Source organism: Deltaproteobacteria bacterium, assembly GCA_029210625.1.
Taxonomy (GTDB): domain Bacteria; phylum Myxococcota; class Myxococcia; order SLRQ01; family SLRQ01; genus JARGFU01.
The window spans coordinates 1-16916 of sequence record JARGFU010000054.1 but is presented as its reverse complement, the minus strand read 5'-3'; the positions used below and the strand labels follow the sequence as shown (position 1 = coordinate 16916).

General features: G+C 71.9%; 15 protein-coding genes. 9 read left to right on the top strand and 6 right to left on the bottom strand.

The window, feature by feature from the left end; all coding sequences use genetic code 11:
- On the top strand, positions 1-365 hold a 365-nt coding region (locus P1V51_25045), incomplete at its 5' end, for a hypothetical protein (GenBank protein MDF1566323.1).
- Between the two features lie 77 nt (positions 366-442).
- On the opposite strand, the gene tkt is transcribed toward P1V51_25045, so the two are convergent.
- Complete coding sequence (gene tkt, locus P1V51_25040) at positions 443-2440, bottom strand: transketolase (GenBank protein ID MDF1566322.1); 1998 nt, start codon at positions 2438-2440, stop codon at positions 443-445.
- Positions 2441-2549: 109 nt separating this feature from the next.
- On the opposite strand from tkt, the gene P1V51_25035 reads away from it, so the two are divergent.
- On the top strand, positions 2550-3878 hold the full coding sequence (locus P1V51_25035; GenBank protein MDF1566321.1) for a redoxin family protein: 1329 nt from the start codon (positions 2550-2552) through the stop codon (positions 3876-3878).
- Here the strand turns inward: P1V51_25035 and P1V51_25030 are convergent.
- Entirely contained in the window at positions 3875-4720 is an 846-nt protein-coding gene (locus P1V51_25030; protein MDF1566320.1) for a hypothetical protein, read from the bottom strand. The two genes, P1V51_25035 and P1V51_25030, sit on opposite strands and share 4 nt — an antisense overlap.
- 27 nt (positions 4721-4747) lie before the next feature.
- Here P1V51_25030 and P1V51_25025 point away from each other — a divergent pair, with 27 nt between their 5' ends.
- A complete protein-coding gene (locus tag P1V51_25025; GenBank protein MDF1566319.1) occupies positions 4748-5515 on the top strand; it encodes an EAL domain-containing protein in 768 nt (255 codons plus the stop codon).
- A gap of 21 nt (positions 5516-5536) precedes the next feature.
- On the opposite strand, the gene P1V51_25020 is transcribed toward P1V51_25025, so the two are convergent.
- Positions 5537-7453, bottom strand: coding sequence for a hypothetical protein (locus tag P1V51_25020; protein ID MDF1566318.1), 1917 nt, complete (start codon positions 7451-7453; stop codon positions 5537-5539).
- A 177-nt stretch (positions 7454-7630) separates the two neighbouring features.
- On the opposite strand from P1V51_25020, the gene P1V51_25015 reads away from it, so the two are divergent.
- The 3 genes from P1V51_25015 to P1V51_25005 all read left to right on the top strand — a co-directional run bounded on the left by P1V51_25015 (position 7631) and on the right by P1V51_25005 (position 10908).
- Positions 7631-8752, top strand: coding sequence for a lytic murein transglycosylase (locus P1V51_25015; GenBank protein ID MDF1566317.1), 1122 nt, complete (start codon positions 7631-7633; stop codon positions 8750-8752).
- Positions 8749-9426, top strand: coding sequence for a carboxymuconolactone decarboxylase family protein (locus P1V51_25010; protein MDF1566316.1), 678 nt, complete (start codon positions 8749-8751; stop codon positions 9424-9426). The genes P1V51_25015 and P1V51_25010 overlap by 4 nt, the downstream gene beginning before the upstream one ends.
- A gap of 132 nt (positions 9427-9558) precedes the next feature.
- On the top strand, positions 9559-10908 hold the full coding sequence (locus tag P1V51_25005; protein MDF1566315.1) for a hypothetical protein: 1350 nt from the start codon (positions 9559-9561) through the stop codon (positions 10906-10908).
- 62 nt (positions 10909-10970) lie between these two features.
- On the opposite strand, the gene P1V51_25000 is transcribed toward P1V51_25005, so the two are convergent.
- The gene (locus tag P1V51_25000; protein ID MDF1566314.1) at positions 10971-11549 is read right to left on the bottom strand and encodes a hypothetical protein; all 579 of its coding nucleotides are present in this window, start codon (positions 11547-11549) and stop codon (positions 10971-10973) included.
- Between the two features lie 75 nt (positions 11550-11624).
- Between P1V51_25000 and P1V51_24995 the strand changes: the two genes are divergently transcribed.
- Positions 11625-12902 carry a BamA/TamA family outer membrane protein gene (locus P1V51_24995; GenBank protein ID MDF1566313.1) on the top strand — a complete coding sequence of 426 codons (1278 nt, stop codon included), beginning with the start codon at positions 11625-11627 and terminating at the stop codon, positions 12900-12902.
- Positions 12903-13153: 251 nt separating this feature from the next.
- Here P1V51_24995 and P1V51_24990 read toward each other — a convergent pair whose 3' ends face one another.
- Together P1V51_24990 and P1V51_24985 are read right to left on the bottom strand one after the other, a co-directional pair.
- Entirely contained in the window at positions 13154-14476 is a 1323-nt protein-coding gene (locus P1V51_24990; GenBank protein MDF1566312.1) for an MFS transporter, read from the bottom strand.
- A 66-nt stretch (positions 14477-14542) separates the two neighbouring features.
- Positions 14543-14851 (bottom strand): hypothetical protein, encoded by a 309-nt coding sequence (locus P1V51_24985; protein ID MDF1566311.1) that lies wholly within the window; start codon positions 14849-14851, stop codon positions 14543-14545.
- Positions 14852-15116: 265 nt separating this feature from the next.
- Between P1V51_24985 and P1V51_24980 the strand changes: the two genes are divergently transcribed.
- Both P1V51_24980 and P1V51_24975 read left to right on the top strand, forming a co-directional pair.
- On the top strand, positions 15117-15812 hold the full coding sequence (locus P1V51_24980) for a pirin family protein (protein ID MDF1566310.1): 696 nt from the start codon (positions 15117-15119) through the stop codon (positions 15810-15812).
- Positions 15813-15824: 12 nt separating this feature from the next.
- Positions 15825-16409 carry a nitroreductase family protein gene (locus tag P1V51_24975; protein ID MDF1566309.1) on the top strand — a complete coding sequence of 195 codons (585 nt, stop codon included), beginning with the start codon at positions 15825-15827 and terminating at the stop codon, positions 16407-16409.
- The last annotated feature ends 507 nt before the right edge of the window (positions 16410-16916 follow it).

Here is a 16916-nt window from a genome sequence, read left to right as displayed (position 1 = left end):
CCGCCAGCGCAGCCCCGGCCCGCCCGACGGCCACCGCGGCGCCGGTGCAGCCGGCCGCCACCGCCGTCACCCCGGCCCAGCCGGCCCAGCCGGCCGCGGTCGGCCGCCCGGTGCAGCCCACCGCCACCGCCGCGCCGCCCCGGCCCAACGCCGTGGGCACGCCGGTGAACCCCACCGCGACCCGCGCCAACCCCGCCTTCCCGGGCCCCGTCCCCCCGACGCCGCTGCCCAAGCCCGATCCCGCCAGCGAGAAGCAGGATCCGGAGAAGGACAAGGACGCGAAGGACAAGAACGCCAAGGAGGCCAAGAAGCAGGGGAAGAAGGCCAAGAAGGGCCGCGGCGTGAAGGCGGTCCCCGCCGGCTGATCGCAGGCTGCGAGCTGCGAGCTACGAGCTACGAGTGGATGACCCGGGCTCGCAACTCGAAGCTCGAAGCTCGTAACTCATAGCCGCCCCTTCACCACCGCCGCGACCTTCTCCACCGAGAAGCCGAACTCCTCGAAGAGGCGCTCGGCGGGCGCCGAGGCGCCGAAGTGCTCGAGGGTGACGTAGGCGGCGTTGCTGCCGGCCCACCGCTCCCAGCCCTGGCGGATGCCCGCCTCGAGGACGACCCGCAGGCCGCCCTCGGCGCCGAGGACCTCGGCCTGGTAGTCGGCCGGCTGCTCGGCGAAGAGCTCCCAGGAGGGGAAGCTCACCACCCGGGTGGCGACGCCCTCTCCGGCCAGCCGGTCCTGGACCTCGAGGGCCAGGGGCACCTCGCTGCCGGTGGCCAGCAGGGTGGCCTTCGCGCCCTCGCGCTCGGAGAGGACGTAGGCCCCGCGCGCGGTGCCGGCGGGGTCACCGAGGCCGGCGGCCCGGTCGAGGGTGGGGAGGTTCTGGCGGGTGAGCGCCAGGGCGACCGGCCCCTCGCTGGCCAGCGCGGCGAGCCAGGCCTCCCGGGTCTCGTTCGCGTCGGCCGGGCGGATCACCGTCAGGCCGGGGATGGCCCGCAGCGAGGCGAGGTGCTCCACCGGCTGGTGCGTGGGGCCGTCCTCGCCCAGACCGATGGAGTCGTGGGTGAAGACGTAGATCGTCGGCTGACGCATCAGCGAGCCGAGGCGGATCGCCCCCCGCATGTAGTCGGCGAAGACCAGGAAGGTGGCGCAGTAGGGGCGCACGCCGCCGTGGAGGGAGAGGCCGTTGCAGGCGGCGGCCATGGCGTGCTCGCGGATGCCCCAGTGCACGTTGCGGGGGGCCCGCTCCATCCGGGCGGCGAAGTCGCCCTCCCCCTTCAGGTAGGTGTTGTTCGACGCGGCGAGGTCGGCGCTGCCGCCGACGAGCTCGGGCATCACCCCGGCGAGGTGACCGAGCACCGCGCCGGAGGCCTTCCGGGTCGCCATGCCCTTCGGGTCGGCCGGGAAGACCGGGATGGCGGCCTCGAGCCCGGCGGGCAGCTCCCCGGCCAGGCGGCGCTCGAGCTCGGCCCGGGCCTCGGGCTCGGCCTCGCCCCAGGCGGCGTGGCGCTCCCGCCAGGCCGCGGAGGCCTCGGCGCCCTTCGCCCGGATGGCGTCGGCGATCGCGGCCACCTCCGCGGGGACGTGGAAGGCGCCGTGCTCCCAGCCCATCGCGGCCTTGGTGGCCTTCGCCTCCTCGGCGCCCAGGGGCGAGCCGTGGACGCCCGAGGTGTTCTGCTTCTTCGGCGCCGGGTAGCCGATGACGGTCTTCACCGCGATGAGGCTGGGGCGGGGATCGGCCTTGGCCCTCTCGGCCGCCTCGAAGAGGGCCTCGAGGTCCTCGCCGTCCGAGACCCGCTGCACGTGCCAGCCGTAGGCCTCGAAGCGCCGCTCGACGTCCTCGGTGAAGGTGATGTCGGTGCGCCCGTCGATGGTGATCGAGTTGTCGTCCCAGAAGGCGATGAGCTTGCCGAGTTGCAGGTGCCCGGCGAGGGAAGCGGCCTCCGAGGCGACGCCCTCCATGAGATCACCGTCGGAGGCGATGACCCAGGTGAGGTGGTCGATGACGGTCTTGCCCTCGCGGTTGAAGCGCAGGGCGAGCTGCCGCTCGGCCATGGCCATCCCCACCGCGGTGGAGAGGCCCTGCCCCAGTGGGCCGGTGGTGATCTCGACGCCGGGGGTGTGATCGACCTCGGGGTGACCCGGGGTGAGGCTGCCCCACTGGCGGAAGTTCCGGATCTCCTCGAGGGGGAGATCGTAGCCCGAGAGGTGGAGCAGGCCGTAATTGAGCATCGAGGCGTGGCCCGCCGAGAGCACGAAGCGATCGCGATCCGGCCAGGCCGGATCGGCGGGGTCGTGCTTGCGCAGGTGCCGGAAGATCAGCCAACCCAGCGGCGAGAGCCCGAGGGGCGCCCCGGGGTGACCCGAGTTCGCGGCCTCGATGGCGTCGATGGCCAGGGCCCGGAGGGTGGTGATGGCGAGGCGGTCCAGATCGTCGAAGCGTCCCATGCGCGAAGCCTTATCCGAGACCACCCGCCAAGACCAAGGGCCCGGGTGAAGCCCGGGAAAAAGGGGCCCCCGATTGGTGTTCCGGGCCAGATCGATCCAAGGTACGCGGATGCGTGATCGCTTCCTCGTCGCGGTGCTGGCCGCGACCTCGATCGGGGCCGCCTGCGCCTCGGCCCCCAAGACCCCCCCCGCCCCGGAGGCCTCGAGCGAGGCGGCTCCTCCCGGAGCGGACGAGGCCCCTCCGACGGACGCCGAGGAGCTCGCGGCCGGCGGCGGCCACCCGGGCGGGAGCCCCGAGGTCCGGCGGATCGATCCGGCCCGCGCCCTCGAGGCCGCCCTGCGCCACCCCGACCCGCACGCCCGGGCCGCCAGCCTGGAGACCCTCCACGAGGTCTTCGGAGGGCACCCGCAGCTCTCGGAGATCATCGCCTCGGTGCTGGTGCAGACCTACGCCGAGCTCCTCGAGATCGAGAAGATGCGGGAGTGGTCCCGCAAGGTGCAGGTGCGCGACGACACCTCCTACGCCGACGTGCTCAACGCCATGGCCTACGCCTACGCCGAGCTCGGCGAGCACCTGGCGGAGGGGCTGATCCGCGTCGAGCAGGGCCTCGCCATCCTCGATCGCCTCACCTCCCGCCTGGAGGCGCACGGCGAGCAGCCGGCGCCCGGCGGACCCCTCGAGGCGCGGCGGGCCGCCTTCCTCGACACGCGGGGCTGGCTGCACTTCAAGATGGAGAAGGTGGCGCTGGCCCTGGAGGACCTGATCCGGGCCGACGAGCTGATGGACGACCCCGAGATCCACTGGCATCGCTGCGTGGTGCTCGAGAAGCTCGAGCGGCGCGGGGAGGCCGCGGCCGCCTGCGCCGACGCGCTGGTCCACGACGAGCGCTTCGCCGACGAGGCCCGCGCCCGCCTCTCGGCGCTGACGGAAGATCCCGAGGGCGCGCTGACGGCCGCGCGCGCCCGCAGCGCGAAGCGGCGCAGCGAGACGATCCTGCGGCGCTCGATCGATCGCCCCACGCCTCGCCTCGAGCTCCTCGACCAGGAGGGGAACGCGCTGCCCCTGGGCGGCGAGGAGCGCCCGGGCGCCATCCAGGTCTTCTGGCTCTGGGCGACCTGGTGCAAGCCCTGCCTGGACGAGCTCCCCCTCCTCGAGGCGGTGGCCGGCCGGGAGGAGAACCGGGAGGTGCGCTTCCTGGCGGTGAACGTCGATCAGGATCCCGAGCTGGTCCACCGCTTCCTCCAGCGGCGCGCGCTCTCCTTCCCGGTGGCCTACGGGGACGCCCACGAGACCCTGCGGGCCCTGAACGTCGGCGGCCTGCCCGCCCTCTTCGTCCGCGACGCGGCCGGGCGGATCCGCTTCGTGCACCTCGGGGCCGATCCGGCCATCGGCGAGATCCTGCAGGCCGAGATCGATGCCCTGCAGAGCACGCCCTAGCGGGCGCGCTCGAAGCTCCAGCGCACCTCCTCCACCACCTCCGAGACGATGGGCTCGGGGGCGTCGCCGGCCCGCAGCTCGAGGCGCAGGTAGGTGCGCTCGACGAAGGCGTGCGGCAGGAGCGTGTCCGGCTCGGCGATCAGCTCGGTCTGGCGCTCGGGGCGCACCGAGACGATCTCCACCGGCAGCTCGGAGAGCTCGGGCAGGACCTCGTCCAGCCCGGAGAGGAAGTCGCTCACCGCGGCCTGGCCCAGATCCTTGAAGCGCCGCTCCTCCAGCTCGAAGAGGCTCTCCAGCCAGACACACTGCGGCGCCCCCTCGCCCCCGGCGCCGGGGCAGGCCGCCGCCTTCCGGGCGACGAGCTGCAGACCCGGCCCCTCACCGTCCTCGGCGCTGCGGCGGTAGGCCTGCCCGAGCTCGAGCTCCCGCTCCCGCCAGAGGCCCACCAGCTGGGCCCAGAGCTGGAGGAGGGCCTCCCGGTCGGCGCCCTCCAGGCCGTCGACCCGGCTGACGCTGCCGTCGGCGGCGAGCTCGAAGTCCCAGACCTCACGCTCCTCCCGGCCGGTGGGCTCCATCCTCAACCGGGCGTGCTCCCCCTGCCGGTGGAAGCTCCAGCGCCAGCGCTCGACCGGCCCCTGGCTGCGCTGCACCTTGCCCGCGACCGTCTCCGCCCGGCGGGCCTGGCGGCTCACCGCCAGCCGGAGGGCATCGGGCCAGGCGAAGCGCAGCCGCTCCAGGGGAGCCGGCGCCGCGGCCGGACGCTCCTCCACGACGACCTCGGGTGTCGAGGCGCAGGCGCCCAGCAGGAGGAGGGCAGCGAGGAGCGGTGCGGGTGCGTGCATCCACGGGTGAGTATATGATTCCCCGCGATGCCGGATCTCCCTTCCGACCAGCCAGTGACCGCCGGGGGACGACCCCTGACGATCCACGACGTCGTGGAGAAGCGGCTGATGCGGCTGGTCTTCCAGCCCCTCTACGACATCCAGGAGAGGCGGGTCTTCGCCTACGAGGCCCTGGTACGGGGAACCACCCAGACCTTCCCGGGCCCGGCCGAGATCCTCAAGGGCGCGGTGGAGGCGGATCTGATCGGCGACCTGGGGAGGATCCTGCGGGAGATGGCCATCGAGGGCTGCCCCGACACGCCCCTCTTCCTCAACATCCACCCCGGTGAGCTGAACCACGGGCTGCTCGTCCGGCCGGACGATCCGATCTACTTCCACGATCAACCCATCTTCATCGAGATCACCGAGTCGGTGCCGCTGACCCACTTCCGCTGGTGCAACGAGGTGCTCACCGAGATGCGCAGCCGCGACATCATGCTCGCGGTGGACGACCTCGGCTCGGGCTACTCGAACCTCAAGTACATCGCCGACCTCCAGCCCGAGGTCGTCAAGCTGGACATGGCCCTGATCCGGGACCTCGACACCACGCCGCGCAAGATGATCCTGGTGAAGGCGATCGTCCGGCTCTGCGTCGATCTGGGCGCCCGGGTGGTGGCCGAGGGGATCGAGACCCTCGGCGAATACCAGGCGGTGGTGGACACCGGCGCCCACCTGGCCCAGGGCTACTTCCTCGCGCGCCCCGCCTTCCCTCCCCCCGAGGTCGACGAGGCCACCCTCGGAATCCCGAAAGCGTAGCGGGAGCGGGAGCTCCCCCCGCTAGTCCGGATCGCAGGGGCCGCTGCAGGGGTTGATGACGACCCCATCGGGCCGGAGGAAGGCGTCGAGCTGAGCCATGTGGGTGGCCTGCTTGCGCAAGTCCCCGTGGACTCCGCCGTCGACCTCGGGCGGCGCGCTCCCCGCGGGCACCGCGGGGTCGCCGAGGTCGTAGGTGACGTAGGCCGATCCGTCGTGAGGCGGGCTCACCCTCTCGAAGCCCCAGGGCTCCTCCAGCGGCGGCTCGAGGAGCGGGAGCCCCGCGCTGCGGGCGGCGATGTCCGCACTCAGGTTGGGCACCGCCACGTCGTTCTTGCCGGTGGTGAAGAGCACCTTGCGGGGCGTCATGCCGGGGAGGGGCGTGGCGATCTGGCCCAGGTAGCCCCAGCCCTCGGTCTTCTCCCAGAGCTGCTCCATCAGGACGATGAGCAGGCGGCGGTCGACCCGGCGCTCGTACCAGTTGTCCATCCGGTCCTCGAACTCCACGAAGTTGAGCGAGCGATCGACGATGGTGGCGTAGTTGGCGCCGCCGACGTTCAGCACTCCCCGCTCGACGTCCGGCGCGAGGGCGAGGTAGGTCCAGCCGAAGATCGCCCCCTGGGAGATGCCCAGGTAGTAGCGCTCGTCCGGGTCGTAGGCGAGGTGGCCGTTGACCTGGAAGGCGGGCTCGCTGGCGCAGGCCCCCATCATCGTCCGGGTGAGGACCCACTCGGCCACCAGCCCCTGGTGGAGCCGGTCGGTCATCGAGCCGAAGAAGGAGACCTGGGCCAGCGCCCGGGTCACCGCGGCGTAGTCGAGCTCGGACATGCCGAGGAAGTCGGTGGAGACCAGCACCGCGCCGAGCTGGTCGGCGAGCACCCGCCCGCCGCTCCAGATCACCTCCTCCGGCGCGCCGAGCTGGCCGTGGCCGTAGGTGATCAGGCGCCCGGGCGCGGCGGCGGGGTCGGCCAGGCTGCGGGGGATGTTGGCCACGAAGCGCGCCTCGACCAGCTCCTGGAAGGCCGGCTTGCCGTCGGCGCCCCGCACCAGGTCCGAGAGGGTGTCGGGGTTGCTCATGTAGGAGGGCAGCGTGAAGGTGCCCTCGACCTGGCGGAAGATCTCGTTGCCCGGCTCGGTGGTGGAGGTGACCGTGCAGCCGAGGCCGCCGGCGCCGACCCGGGCCATGGCGTCGTCCCGCATGTGGATCAGGTCCCCGCGCACGGCCTCGCCCGAGGCGGTGGTGAAGTCCCAGGCGAGGAGCAGCTCCTCCCGGGCCACGCCCGCCGCCTCGAGAGCGGCGAAGATGCCCTCGAAGTGCTCCCGGCGCGCCTCCAGGGCAGGTGCGTCGGACTCGAGCTCGTCGCGCAGCAGACGGAAGGGCTCCGAGGGGCTCAGCGCGGCCCCGTCCGCGTAGGTGAGGCCGGTCTTGAGGGCGACGATGTAGCGGTGGCCCTCCTTCAGCTTGCTGGCGGGCCGCAGGTAGAAGGCGATCGGCTCCTCGTAGCCGGGCAGTCCGTCGTGCTCGGCGAAGTGGGGAACGAGGTTCCCCTCCTCGTCCAGGAGGATCGTCGCGCTCCCGGGGAGGGTGGAGGGCGAGTAGTCGTCGTGCCACCCGAGCTTCGCCGGATCGAGGGGCCGCTCGAAGGCCACGAGGATCGTCGGCCCGGTGGAGAAGCCGTCCATCCGGTTCCAGGGAGAGAGGTCGAGGGGCTCGTCGAGGACGTTGGTCGGGAAGGCCTCGGAGGGGAGCGCCAGCCGCCGCCCGGTGGGGCTGCTCGCGTCCTCGACCGTGAAGAAGTCGTTCGGGTAGGGCATCGCGCACTGGACCGGCCAGAGGAACTCGCAGCTCTCGTCGATCTCGAGGTGGACGGGATCGGGCTTGCAGGCGGGGAGGGCCAGCAAGGGGAGGAGGAGGGGCCAGGGGGCGAGGGTCTTGCGCATGGTGGGCACCCTATTCCAGCGCTCCGCCCTCGTACACGTACACGTACACGTCCACGGCCTTTCCTCGCTGCCATGAGTCCGTGATGTGAACCTGGAGAACCCGTGGACGTGGACGTGCACGTGGACGTGGACGATCCGACGGGATGAGTGAGGCCCCCTCGCGTGTTATGGGGAGGCATGCACTTCGCGCGACTGCTGCTGGGAACCGGTCTGATGCTCCTTCTGTGCTCGCCTCTCGCTCTTTGGGCGGAGGAGAAGACGGGGACGGCTACGGGGACGGGGACGGAGAGCGAGCCGAAGAAGGCGGAGGCTGAGGCGGAAGCTGAGGCTGAGGCCGAGGCGAAGGTCGAGAAGAAGGAGAAGGAGAAGCCGGCCTTCACCTTCTCGGAGGAGGATCTGAAGCGCTTCGAGCTCTGGCTCGGGGAGCTGCGCGCGGAGGCGCTCGAGAAGGGAATCTCCGAGAAGACGATCGCCGCGGCCCTGAAGGAGATCCGGCCCATCGACCGGATCATCGCCCTCGACCGGCGCCAGCCCGAGGGGACGATGAGCTGGGAGACCTACAAGAGCCGGGTCGTCACCCCGGCCCGGATCGCTGAAGGGAAGAGGCTGCTGGCCGAGAACGAGGAGCTGCTTGAGGCGGTGGCGAAGCAGCGCGGCGTCCAGCCCCGCTTCATCGTCGCCCTCTGGGGCATCGAGACCGGCTTCGGCTCGAACACCGGCGGCTTCTCGGTGATCACGGCCCTGGCCACCCTCGCCTTCGAGGGGCGGCGGGGCAGCTTCTTTCGCAAGGAGCTCTTCAACGCCCTGAAGATCCTCGACGAGGGTCACATCACCCCCGCGCAGATGAAGGGCTCCTGGGCCGGGGCGATGGGGCAGTGTCAGTTCATGCCCTCCAGCTTCCTCACCTGGGCCGTCGATCAGGACGGGGACGGGCGGAAGGACATCTGGAACACCCGGGCCGACGTCTTCGGCTCCACCGCGAACTATCTCCACCAGAACCGCTGGGACGCGAACCGGACCTGGGGACGGCGGGTGAAGCTCCCCGAGGGCCTCGACCCGGCCCTGATCGGCAAGACGATCAAGAAGCCCCTCTCGGAGTGGCAGGCGCTGGGCGTACGCAAGCCCAACGGCAAGGACCTGCCGGCGGTGGAGCTCACCGGCTCCCTGGTGCAGCCGGGCGGCGCGACGGGCCCCACCTACCTCGTCTACGGCAACTACCACTCCCTGCTGCACTGGAACCGCTCGCTCTACTTTGCCACGGCGGTGGGCCTCCTCGCCGACGGGATCGGGCGGCCGTGAGCGGATCCGACCGGGGCGCCGGCTCCCTGGCCGAGGCGCCTGCCTCCCACGCCACCCGCCGGGGAATCTGGCGGCTGGGCGTCGCCATGGCCCGGCGCGACCCGCCGGCCATCGACGCCGCCCTCGCGGCCCTGAAGACGGGCCACCCCGCAGCGGCGGTGGAGGAGGCCATCCTCCAGACCCTCCTCTTCCTCGGCTTCCCGGCCGCGCTGACCACCCTCGGCCGCTGGCGCCGCCTCACGGGCACCGACGCCTCCGGACTCACCGACGCCGAGGCCCCGCCCCGGGCCGAGGGCGAGGCGGTCTGCGAGGCGGTCTACGGGCGCGCCTATCCGATGCTCCGGCGGCGGATGGCGACCCTCCACCCGGCGGCGAACCGCTGGATGGTGGAGGACGGCTACGGGAAGGTGATGGGGAGGCCCGGCCTCGATCTCGCCACCCGCGAGCTGCTCAACGTGGTGCTCCTCGCCGCCACCGACTTCCCCGAGCAGCTCCACTCCCACCTGCGCGGCGCCCTCCTCACCGGCGCCACGCCCGAGGAGGTGGAGGGTGCCCTCGAGGAGGCCACCGCCCACCTCCCGGACGCACGCCGCGAGGCGCTGGCCGCCCGCTGGCGAGAGGTTCGGGCGCGCCTCGGGGACGAGGCTCTCTCCGGAGATCTCTCGGAATTCTGAGAGGGGTCGGGCCGGCGGCCCCGGAAAGTCGGATCCCTCCGGCGCCGGGACGCACGTGATTCCAGCACCTTGGCGCGCGAGCCGGGCTGGCACGGGGGTTGTAATACCGCGGAGCCAATCAGGAGGAACCCGATGCGAACCCACACCGCCAACCTCGAAGCTCTCTTCCGCGCCACCGTCGCCGCCGCCTTCGTCATCACCCTCTCCGGCTTCACCGGCGGGAGCTGCATGGGTCCGATCGAGGACGACGACGATCCGAACCCCGTCGAGTGCTTCGCCGACAGCGACTGCGGCGAGGGCTTCTACTGCGACTACGACGAGGCGCTGCCGCCCGGCTACGAGCCCAGCCCGACCAACTGCATCGCGCTGACCGGCGTCTGCCGGGCCATCGAGACCTGCTCCTCCAACGCCGACTGCGGGCCGGGCGAGCACTGCGAGCTGCCGCCGGTCGCCCGCTGCGGCGCCGACTGTCCGCCGGACGCCGACTGCCGCTGCGGGGGCGGGGAGCCCGTCGAGGGCACCTGCGAGCCCGGCCCGGCCGAGTGCTGGAGCGACGCCGACTGCCCCGCGGACTCCTTCTGCCCGATGCAGCCGATGGTCGACTGCGCCTGCGCCGAGGGCGAGGACTGCCCCTACGACTGCGGCCTCTGGGAGCCCACCTTCTGCCAGCCCCGGCCCTCCGAGTGCTTCAGCGACGAGGACTGCGGTCCGGAGTTCTTCTGCAACCTCTCCGGCACCACCGACCCGGACGACTACTGCGACTGCGGCCCCGCCGGTGACTGCTACTGCGGCGCCCCGGTGGCCGCCGGCACCTGCGAGCCCCGCTTCGAGCCGGGCGAGTGCCAGAGCGACCTCGACTGCGGCCCGGGCGAGGCCTGCGAGATCTTCGAGACGGTCTGCCCGGCCGACCCGGCCACCGGCGAGCCCGGCTGCTTCCAGATGATCGGCGTGTGCGTGCCGGCGCCCCGACCCGAGTGCCAGAGCGACCTCGACTGCGCCGAGGGTGAGCAGTGCGTCACCTACGAGGTCGACTGCCTCTGCGCCAGCGAGAACGGCGAGCCCTGCGACTGCGGCGCTCCGATGGGCGTCTGCGAGCCCCTGCCCGGCGAGGGCTGCGAGATCGACGCCGACTGCGGCCCCGACGGCTACTGCGAGCACTACGCCACCTGCACCGCCATCGGCTGCCCCCCGGCCCCGCCGAGCCAGTGCGTCTACCCCGTCGTCTGCGACATGATCCCCCCGACCTGCGCCGAGGGTCAGACCCTGGTCGTGCAGGACGGCTGCTGGGCCTGCGTCGACCCCGATCCGGTGGACGAGTGCTGGGGCGCCTGGACCGACGAGGCGGGCAACTGCCGCGCGGCCAACGACGGCACCCTGCCCTCCTACTGCTGCGAGCCGGCCGCCTGCCGGGCCGACGCCGACTGCGGCCCCGGCGCCACCTGCTGGGACGGCCTCTGCGTCGCCGGCGAGCCGGCGCCCTAGCAGCACCCGACCGCACCGACGGACGCCCCGGGTCTCACGCGAGCCCCGGGGCGTTCTCGTCTTTAGGGCGTGGCCGTCACCTCGGTGATCGTCACGGCCACCCCGGGCGGCGGGCTCGAGCGGCCCGAGCCCACCACGTCGGCGGTGAGGGTCCAGCTCACGTCGAGGGAGGCGCCCGCCGGCAGCGCGCCCGCCAGGAAGTGCATCCGCAGCCGCTCGGTGCAGCCGGTGGTGATGCTGCAGGTGCCGAGCACCCGCCGGGTGGCGGTCAGCACCCGGGGCTCGCTCCCCGGGATCCCCGCGGCGCGCCCGGCGCCCTCGGGCCCGAAGTTGCCCTCGGCCATCCCCACCACCACCTCCGGCGCCGCCGCCGTGGGGTCGGTCAGGGGTGGGTTCCAGGTCAGGGTCGCCTCCAGGGTGAGATCGCCGCTCACCGGGTCGGTGACGTCGATGGTCGTGGCGGAGAGCACGAGGTCCACGTCGGTGATGACGTCGGGCACCGCCTCGTCCAGGACGACCGCCGTGCCCTGCACGGTGGTGGTGGTGGTCCAGCTCATCGGCTCGCTCTCGCTGGTGGCGACCACCAGCAGCGCGGTGCAAGCCAGGATCGCTCCCTCGATCAGGCGCACGGGCAGCTTCATGTCTCTTCCCTCCCGCCCCCATCCTATCCGGGTCCACCCGGCCCCCGCCAACTCGGTTATGCTCTCGGCTCGAGGATGTTCGTCTCGCCCGCGCAACGCCGGCCCCCTGGCCCTCCGATCCATCGCGCGCCCCTCGCCGGGCTCGCGCTGCTCCTGCTGGCCCTCACCCTCCCCGGCCCGGCCCTCGCCGATCAGGCGGACGACGAGCGGCGCTACCTCGACCGGCAGGAGTTCTCCTGGCTGCCGCTCCTCGGCGGCGACTCGGACTTCGGCTACGGCGCCGGGATCATGCTCTCCCTGGCGGACTTCCGCTTCCCCTACGAGCCCTACCGCTACCGCCTCGAGGCCGTCGCCCTCGCCCTCTTCAAGCTCGAGGGGGGCAGCCGCCTGCTGGTGCCCTACCAGGACTACACCTTCCGGGCGACCTTCCCCCAGCTGATCTTCGATCCCCTGCGGCTGATCGTCGGCGCGCGCTACGTACGCAACGCGACCCTGCTCTACCCCGGGCTGGGCAACGCCTCCCAGCCCGACCCCGCCCTCGACTTCGATCAGCAGCGCTACTCCCTGGCCCAGCCCCACGTCTTCCTCCAGCTCGGCTTCGCCCTGCCGGATCCCTGGCGCCTCAAGCTCGGCGTCAGCTACGGGCGCGATCTCGTGCGCATCCCCTCCGATGGTGCCGTGGCCCGGGACCTGGCCTCCTCCTCGGACTGGCTGCGCGCGGAGCTGCGCGGCACCGGCCACCACGACGCGCTGATCTTCGACTACGCCCTGGGCCTGGACACCCGGGACAACGAGACGGTGGCCAGCAAGGGCTACACCGTGGACCTGCTCTTCCAGCACGCCCCGGCGATCCAGCCGAGGATCCCCCTCTTCTGGTTGCGCACCAACCTCTCCGGCCGCCTCTTCCTGCCCCTCTACAAGGACGTGCTGGTCCTCGCCTCCCGCCTGCAGCTCGATCTCCTCTTCGGCGATCCCCCCTTCTACGAGCTCGCGCGGGCCGGCAACCGCTGGGCGATCGGCTCCGCCTTCGGGCTGCGGGGCATCCCCGGCCAGCGCTACTACGGCCGCTACAAGGCCATCGCCAACCTCGAGCTGCGCACCCAGCTCTTCCGCTTCGAGGCCTGGAACAAGCGCTGGCGCATCGGCCTGGTCGCCTTCGGCGACGCCGGCCGGGTCTGGGCGGACGTCCGCTCCCGCCCCGAGATCGGCACCGGCGGGGACCCCCTCCACTACGGCGTGGGCGGCGGCCTGCGCCTGCAGCAGGGCGAGGTCTTCGTGGTGCGCGCGGACGTGGCCTGGTCCCCCCAGGCCAACCCGGTCGGCTTCTACTTCACCGCCGGCCACCTCTTCTGACGATCAGAGGTCGCTGTCCGCGAGGAACAGGAAGCACTGTGGCCGCCCTGGCGCCGTGCTCTTGACGGAAGTTGCGTCATCGGACCCTGGACAGCTGACTGAGCGGACAACCTGGGGCAGGTCCAACGTAGGATAGTGGCCTCGGAGCCAAGCCAGGGGACCTGGGAGTACCTCTCGTAGAGAACGAATGGCCCCGCGGCAGACCTGCCTGACTCCGGTTCAGAGCGGGAGGCCGCAGGAGACCCCGTGCATCACTCGTCTTCCTCTCGATCCTCGTCCCGCAGGATCGGCCGCTGCACGCCGCCCCCCACCGGCCGGACCGAGACGAGGCGCCAGAGCAGGTGCTGCAGCTCGCCGGGGAAGAGGCGGCGGGGGAGGCCGAAGAGGGGCGCGAGCGCCAGCACCCGACAGAGGCCCGAGAGGATGAAGAGGTCCCGGTAGTCGAGACCCAGGCGGTCGAGGAGCAGGCCGCCCACCAGCGAACCGGCCACCGTCCCGACGCCGACCAGCGAGCCGGCGATGGACAGGAACTCGACGCGGACCGGGTGCGGGGCGCTCCGGAGCAGCAGCTGGTAGCTCGAGTACTCGAGCGCCGACCAGGAGACGCCGCCGAGCACCTGGGCGAGCGCCACCACGGCGAGGGAGGGTGAGCTCGCCCAGAGCAGGGCGACGGCGGCGACTCCGGTGCCGCCGATCCCGAGCATGGCCCGCAGGCCGAGCCGGCTGGCGAGACGATGACAGAAGGGGAAGAACACCGCCTTGACCACCAGCGAGATCGCGATGATCGAGGCGAAGCGCGCGTAGTCGAGCTGCAGGGTCTGCAGCATGTAGGGCGTGAAGAAGGGCACCGCGATGTTCGCGCCGGTCATCAGGAAGGTGAGGTAGATCGCGGTCGTCCACTGCGAGCCGCGGATCACCTCGAGCAGCCTGGGTCCGCTCGCCGCGGGCGGGGCAGCGACCTTGCGAGGGTCGGGCTGCAGGAGCAGGGCGAGCGCGCTGAAGGCCCGGGCGATGGTGGCCACCACGAAGAGCGCGACGAAGGGCCGGAGCGGGTCGGCGGCGTCGGCGCGGGCGTGGATCGAGACGCCGGCGAGGAGGAAGGCCACCAGCAGGCCTACCTGCGCCGCCCCCGAGCGCAGGGCGAAGTAGCGCTCCCGGCGCCGCCCCCGGATCAGCGACGCCATCCAGGCGCCCCAGACGGGGGCCACGATCGCGCCGGCGATCCAGAAGAGGACCTTCGCCGCGAGCAGGGAGACCAGGCGGTCGTCCCGGGTGAGGGCGATGAGAACGAAGGTCCCCACCACCGCGGCCTGCAACGCCGCGCCGAAGACGGCCACGCGCTTGCGGGTCCCCAGCCAGCGCACCAGCGGCCCGGTGAAGAGCTGGAAGAGCGCGCCGGCCAGGATGGGGACCGTGGCCAGCACCGCCAGCGCGGTGCCGCGGTGGCCGAGCTCGACCGCGAAGGCGCCGAGGTAGCTCTCGCAGGCGCCCACCATCACGGCGTGGAGGAGGCCCTCCGCCACCGAGATGCGGAGCGCCCTGCGGGTCAGGAGCCTGGAACGCTCGTCGGACATGAGGGAGCTGCCTCGAAGTGGAGTTTCGCCCGCGCGCAGGCCCGCGCCGGGGAACGTGTCCGCCCCCTAGCCGCCGCTGGAGCTGCCTCGCAGACAGGAGCCCTCGTGGCAGTCGGAGAGGCAGATGTGGCCGTCTCCCAGGCTGTCCACGCACTCCGTCGTGCTGGTGCAGGGGATGGAGCAGAGCCGGGCGGTCGTGCACTCGAGTCCGCTCTCGCCGATGTCCCGGGCGCCGTAGAGGATGCACCGCAGCCCCTCGGCGCAGTCCGGGTCCTCGCCGCACTCCTGGCCGATCTGGCGGTTGCCGCCACCACCATCGCCGCAGCCGGCAACGATCAGGAGGCCGAGGAGGAGGAGAGCGGGGTACCTTCGCATGCGAGCCTCCAGTCAGGGGCGGGAAGCAGGGTCAGGGACAGGAAGCGAGAAAGGTACCGAGAAAGGTACCACCCACTTGGAGCAGAAAGGGCACGGTCCACCAAGTGGGTGGCTCCCTGACTGACTGACCTGACCGGGCCCAGGGACCGGAAAATGCTCCTCCCTGGCCCGTACAACTCTGATTCCTATTGCTCAACAATAAGATGATTTTTGAGCCATTGTCTCCCGATACTGAGGGTCCATCCTGTGATCAAGGAGGTAGAAGATGATCACGCTACGCGCCGCAAGCGACCGGGGCCATGCCAACCACGGATGGCTGGATACGAACCACACCTTCTCCTTTGCCCACTACTACGACCCGAAGCACATGGGCTTCGGCGCCCTGCGGGTCATCAACGACGACCGGGTGGTCGCCGGCGCGGGCTTCCCGACCCACCCCCACCGCGACATGGAGATCCTCTCCTACGTGGTGGAGGGCGCCCTCGAGCATCGTGACAGCATGGGAAACGGCAGCGTGATCCGGCCCGGGGAGGTCCAGCGCATGAGCGCCGGCACCGGCGTCACCCACAGCGAGTTCAACCCCTCCCGGGACGAGGATCTCCGCTTCCTCCAGATCTGGGTCGTGCCGGACGCCCGGGGCCTCGAGCCCGGCTACGAGCAGCGCCACTTCGGTGACGAGAGGCGCGGTCGGCTCCGGCTCGTCGCCTCCCGGGACGGTCGCGAGGGCTCGGTCACCCTCCACCAGGACGTGGACGTCCACGCCAGCCTGCTCGACCCCGGAGAGCGGGTGGAGCACCGGCTGGACGAGGGTCGACGGGCCTGGGTGCAGGTCGTACGCGGTGAGCTGCGCATCGACGATCGCGTGCTGCGCGAGGGAGACGGCGCCGCCCTGGAGGGCGTCGAGCGCATCGGAGTCGAGGCCATCACCGACGCCGAACTTCTCCTCTTCGATCTCATCTGAAGGAGTTCCACCATGCAGAAGCCGGCCCCCACCGATCACCCCATCCATCCCCTGCTCACCGAGCGCTGGAGCCCCCGGGCCTTCGAGGCCCGGCCGCTCCCGCGGGAGGATCTCGACGCGCTGCTCGAGGCGGCGCGCTGGGCGGCGTCCTCGATGAACGAGCAACCCTGGCGCTTCGTGGTCGCCGGGCGCGAGGACGAGGCCGCCTTCGAGCGCATCGCCGCCTGCCTCTCGGCGGGCAATCAGCCCTGGGCGCGCAACGCCGGAGCCCTGGTCGCGGTGGTCGTGGCGGAGACCTTCCGCCGCAACGGGAAGAAGAACGCCCACGCCTGGTACGACGCAGGGGCCGCCGTGGCCCAGCTGACCCTGGAGGCCACCCACCGGGGCCTGGCGGTGCATCAGATGGGGGGCTTCGACGGCGAGGCCCTCCGCGAGGCCCTGGGGATCCCCGAGGGACACGCGCCGGTCGTGGTGCTGGCCATCGGCATCCCGGGGGACGTCGATCGGCTGTCACCCGAGCTCGCCGAGCGCGAGCGGGCACCGCGCAAGCGGCTGCCCCTCGAGGCGCTCGTCTTCGAGCGGGTCTGGCCTCGGTGATCGACGCGCTCCTCGCCCCGGCGGGCAGTTTCGCGACCCACGACCTGCTGGTCGGTTTGCCCAGCTCCGGAGGGTGATGCCCACGCCGCCGGCATGGTTGGCGGCGAGGGCCCAGTCTTCCGCAGAATGGGGACCTCGGGGCCTCACCAGGGGACCTGGCAAAGCTGCAAATTCAAGGGGATGCGTCGCCCACCGTCCCTCGACTGCGACGCGCTGCGACATACGCCGCCCGCCGCGCCGCCGACCAGGCGCCGGGAGGCGGTGGACAGCGGGCTTCGAGCTATGAGCTTCGAGCTGTGAGCCTGGCCGTTGCTGACTCGCCCTGGGGCGCTCCCTCCTCGCCCGATACCTGGTTGCTGACAGCGGATAGCTGATAGCTGATAGCTGGCAGCCCAACGGCGCTCTCCCCGCCGAGTATTCCAGTGACCAACAACGATCCGACCAGAGTTGCAGAGCAGCGTTCTCTCGCCGCGATCCTCTTCTCCGACATCAAGGGCTACTCGCGGC

What these genes read in the sequence shown, in the direction of transcription:
- tkt (MDF1566322.1), bottom strand. Translation starts at nt 2,440, where the DNA reads ATGGGACGCTTCGACGATCTGGACCGCCTCGCCATCACCACCCTCCGG.
- P1V51_25035 (MDF1566321.1), top strand. Translation starts at nt 2,550, where the DNA reads ATGCGTGATCGCTTCCTCGTCGCGGTGCTGGCCGCGACCTCGATCGGG.
- P1V51_25030 (MDF1566320.1), bottom strand. Translation starts at nt 4,720, where the DNA reads ATGCACGCACCCGCACCGCTCCTCGCTGCCCTCCTCCTGCTGGGCGCC.
- P1V51_25025 (MDF1566319.1), top strand. Translation starts at nt 4,748, where the DNA reads ATGCCGGATCTCCCTTCCGACCAGCCAGTGACCGCCGGGGGACGACCC.
- P1V51_25020 (MDF1566318.1), bottom strand. Translation starts at nt 7,453, where the DNA reads ATGCGCAAGACCCTCGCCCCCTGGCCCCTCCTCCTCCCCTTGCTGGCC.
- P1V51_25015 (MDF1566317.1), top strand. Translation starts at nt 7,631, where the DNA reads ATGCACTTCGCGCGACTGCTGCTGGGAACCGGTCTGATGCTCCTTCTG.
- P1V51_25005 (MDF1566315.1), top strand. Translation starts at nt 9,559, where the DNA reads ATGCGAACCCACACCGCCAACCTCGAAGCTCTCTTCCGCGCCACCGTC.
- P1V51_25000 (MDF1566314.1), bottom strand. Translation starts at nt 11,549, where the DNA reads ATGAAGCTGCCCGTGCGCCTGATCGAGGGAGCGATCCTGGCTTGCACC.
- P1V51_24995 (MDF1566313.1), top strand. Translation starts at nt 11,625, where the DNA reads ATGTTCGTCTCGCCCGCGCAACGCCGGCCCCCTGGCCCTCCGATCCAT.
- P1V51_24990 (MDF1566312.1), bottom strand. Translation starts at nt 14,476, where the DNA reads ATGTCCGACGAGCGTTCCAGGCTCCTGACCCGCAGGGCGCTCCGCATC.
- P1V51_24985 (MDF1566311.1), bottom strand. Translation starts at nt 14,851, where the DNA reads ATGCGAAGGTACCCCGCTCTCCTCCTCCTCGGCCTCCTGATCGTTGCC.
- P1V51_24980 (MDF1566310.1), top strand. Translation starts at nt 15,117, where the DNA reads ATGATCACGCTACGCGCCGCAAGCGACCGGGGCCATGCCAACCACGGA.
- P1V51_24975 (MDF1566309.1), top strand. Translation starts at nt 15,825, where the DNA reads ATGCAGAAGCCGGCCCCCACCGATCACCCCATCCATCCCCTGCTCACC.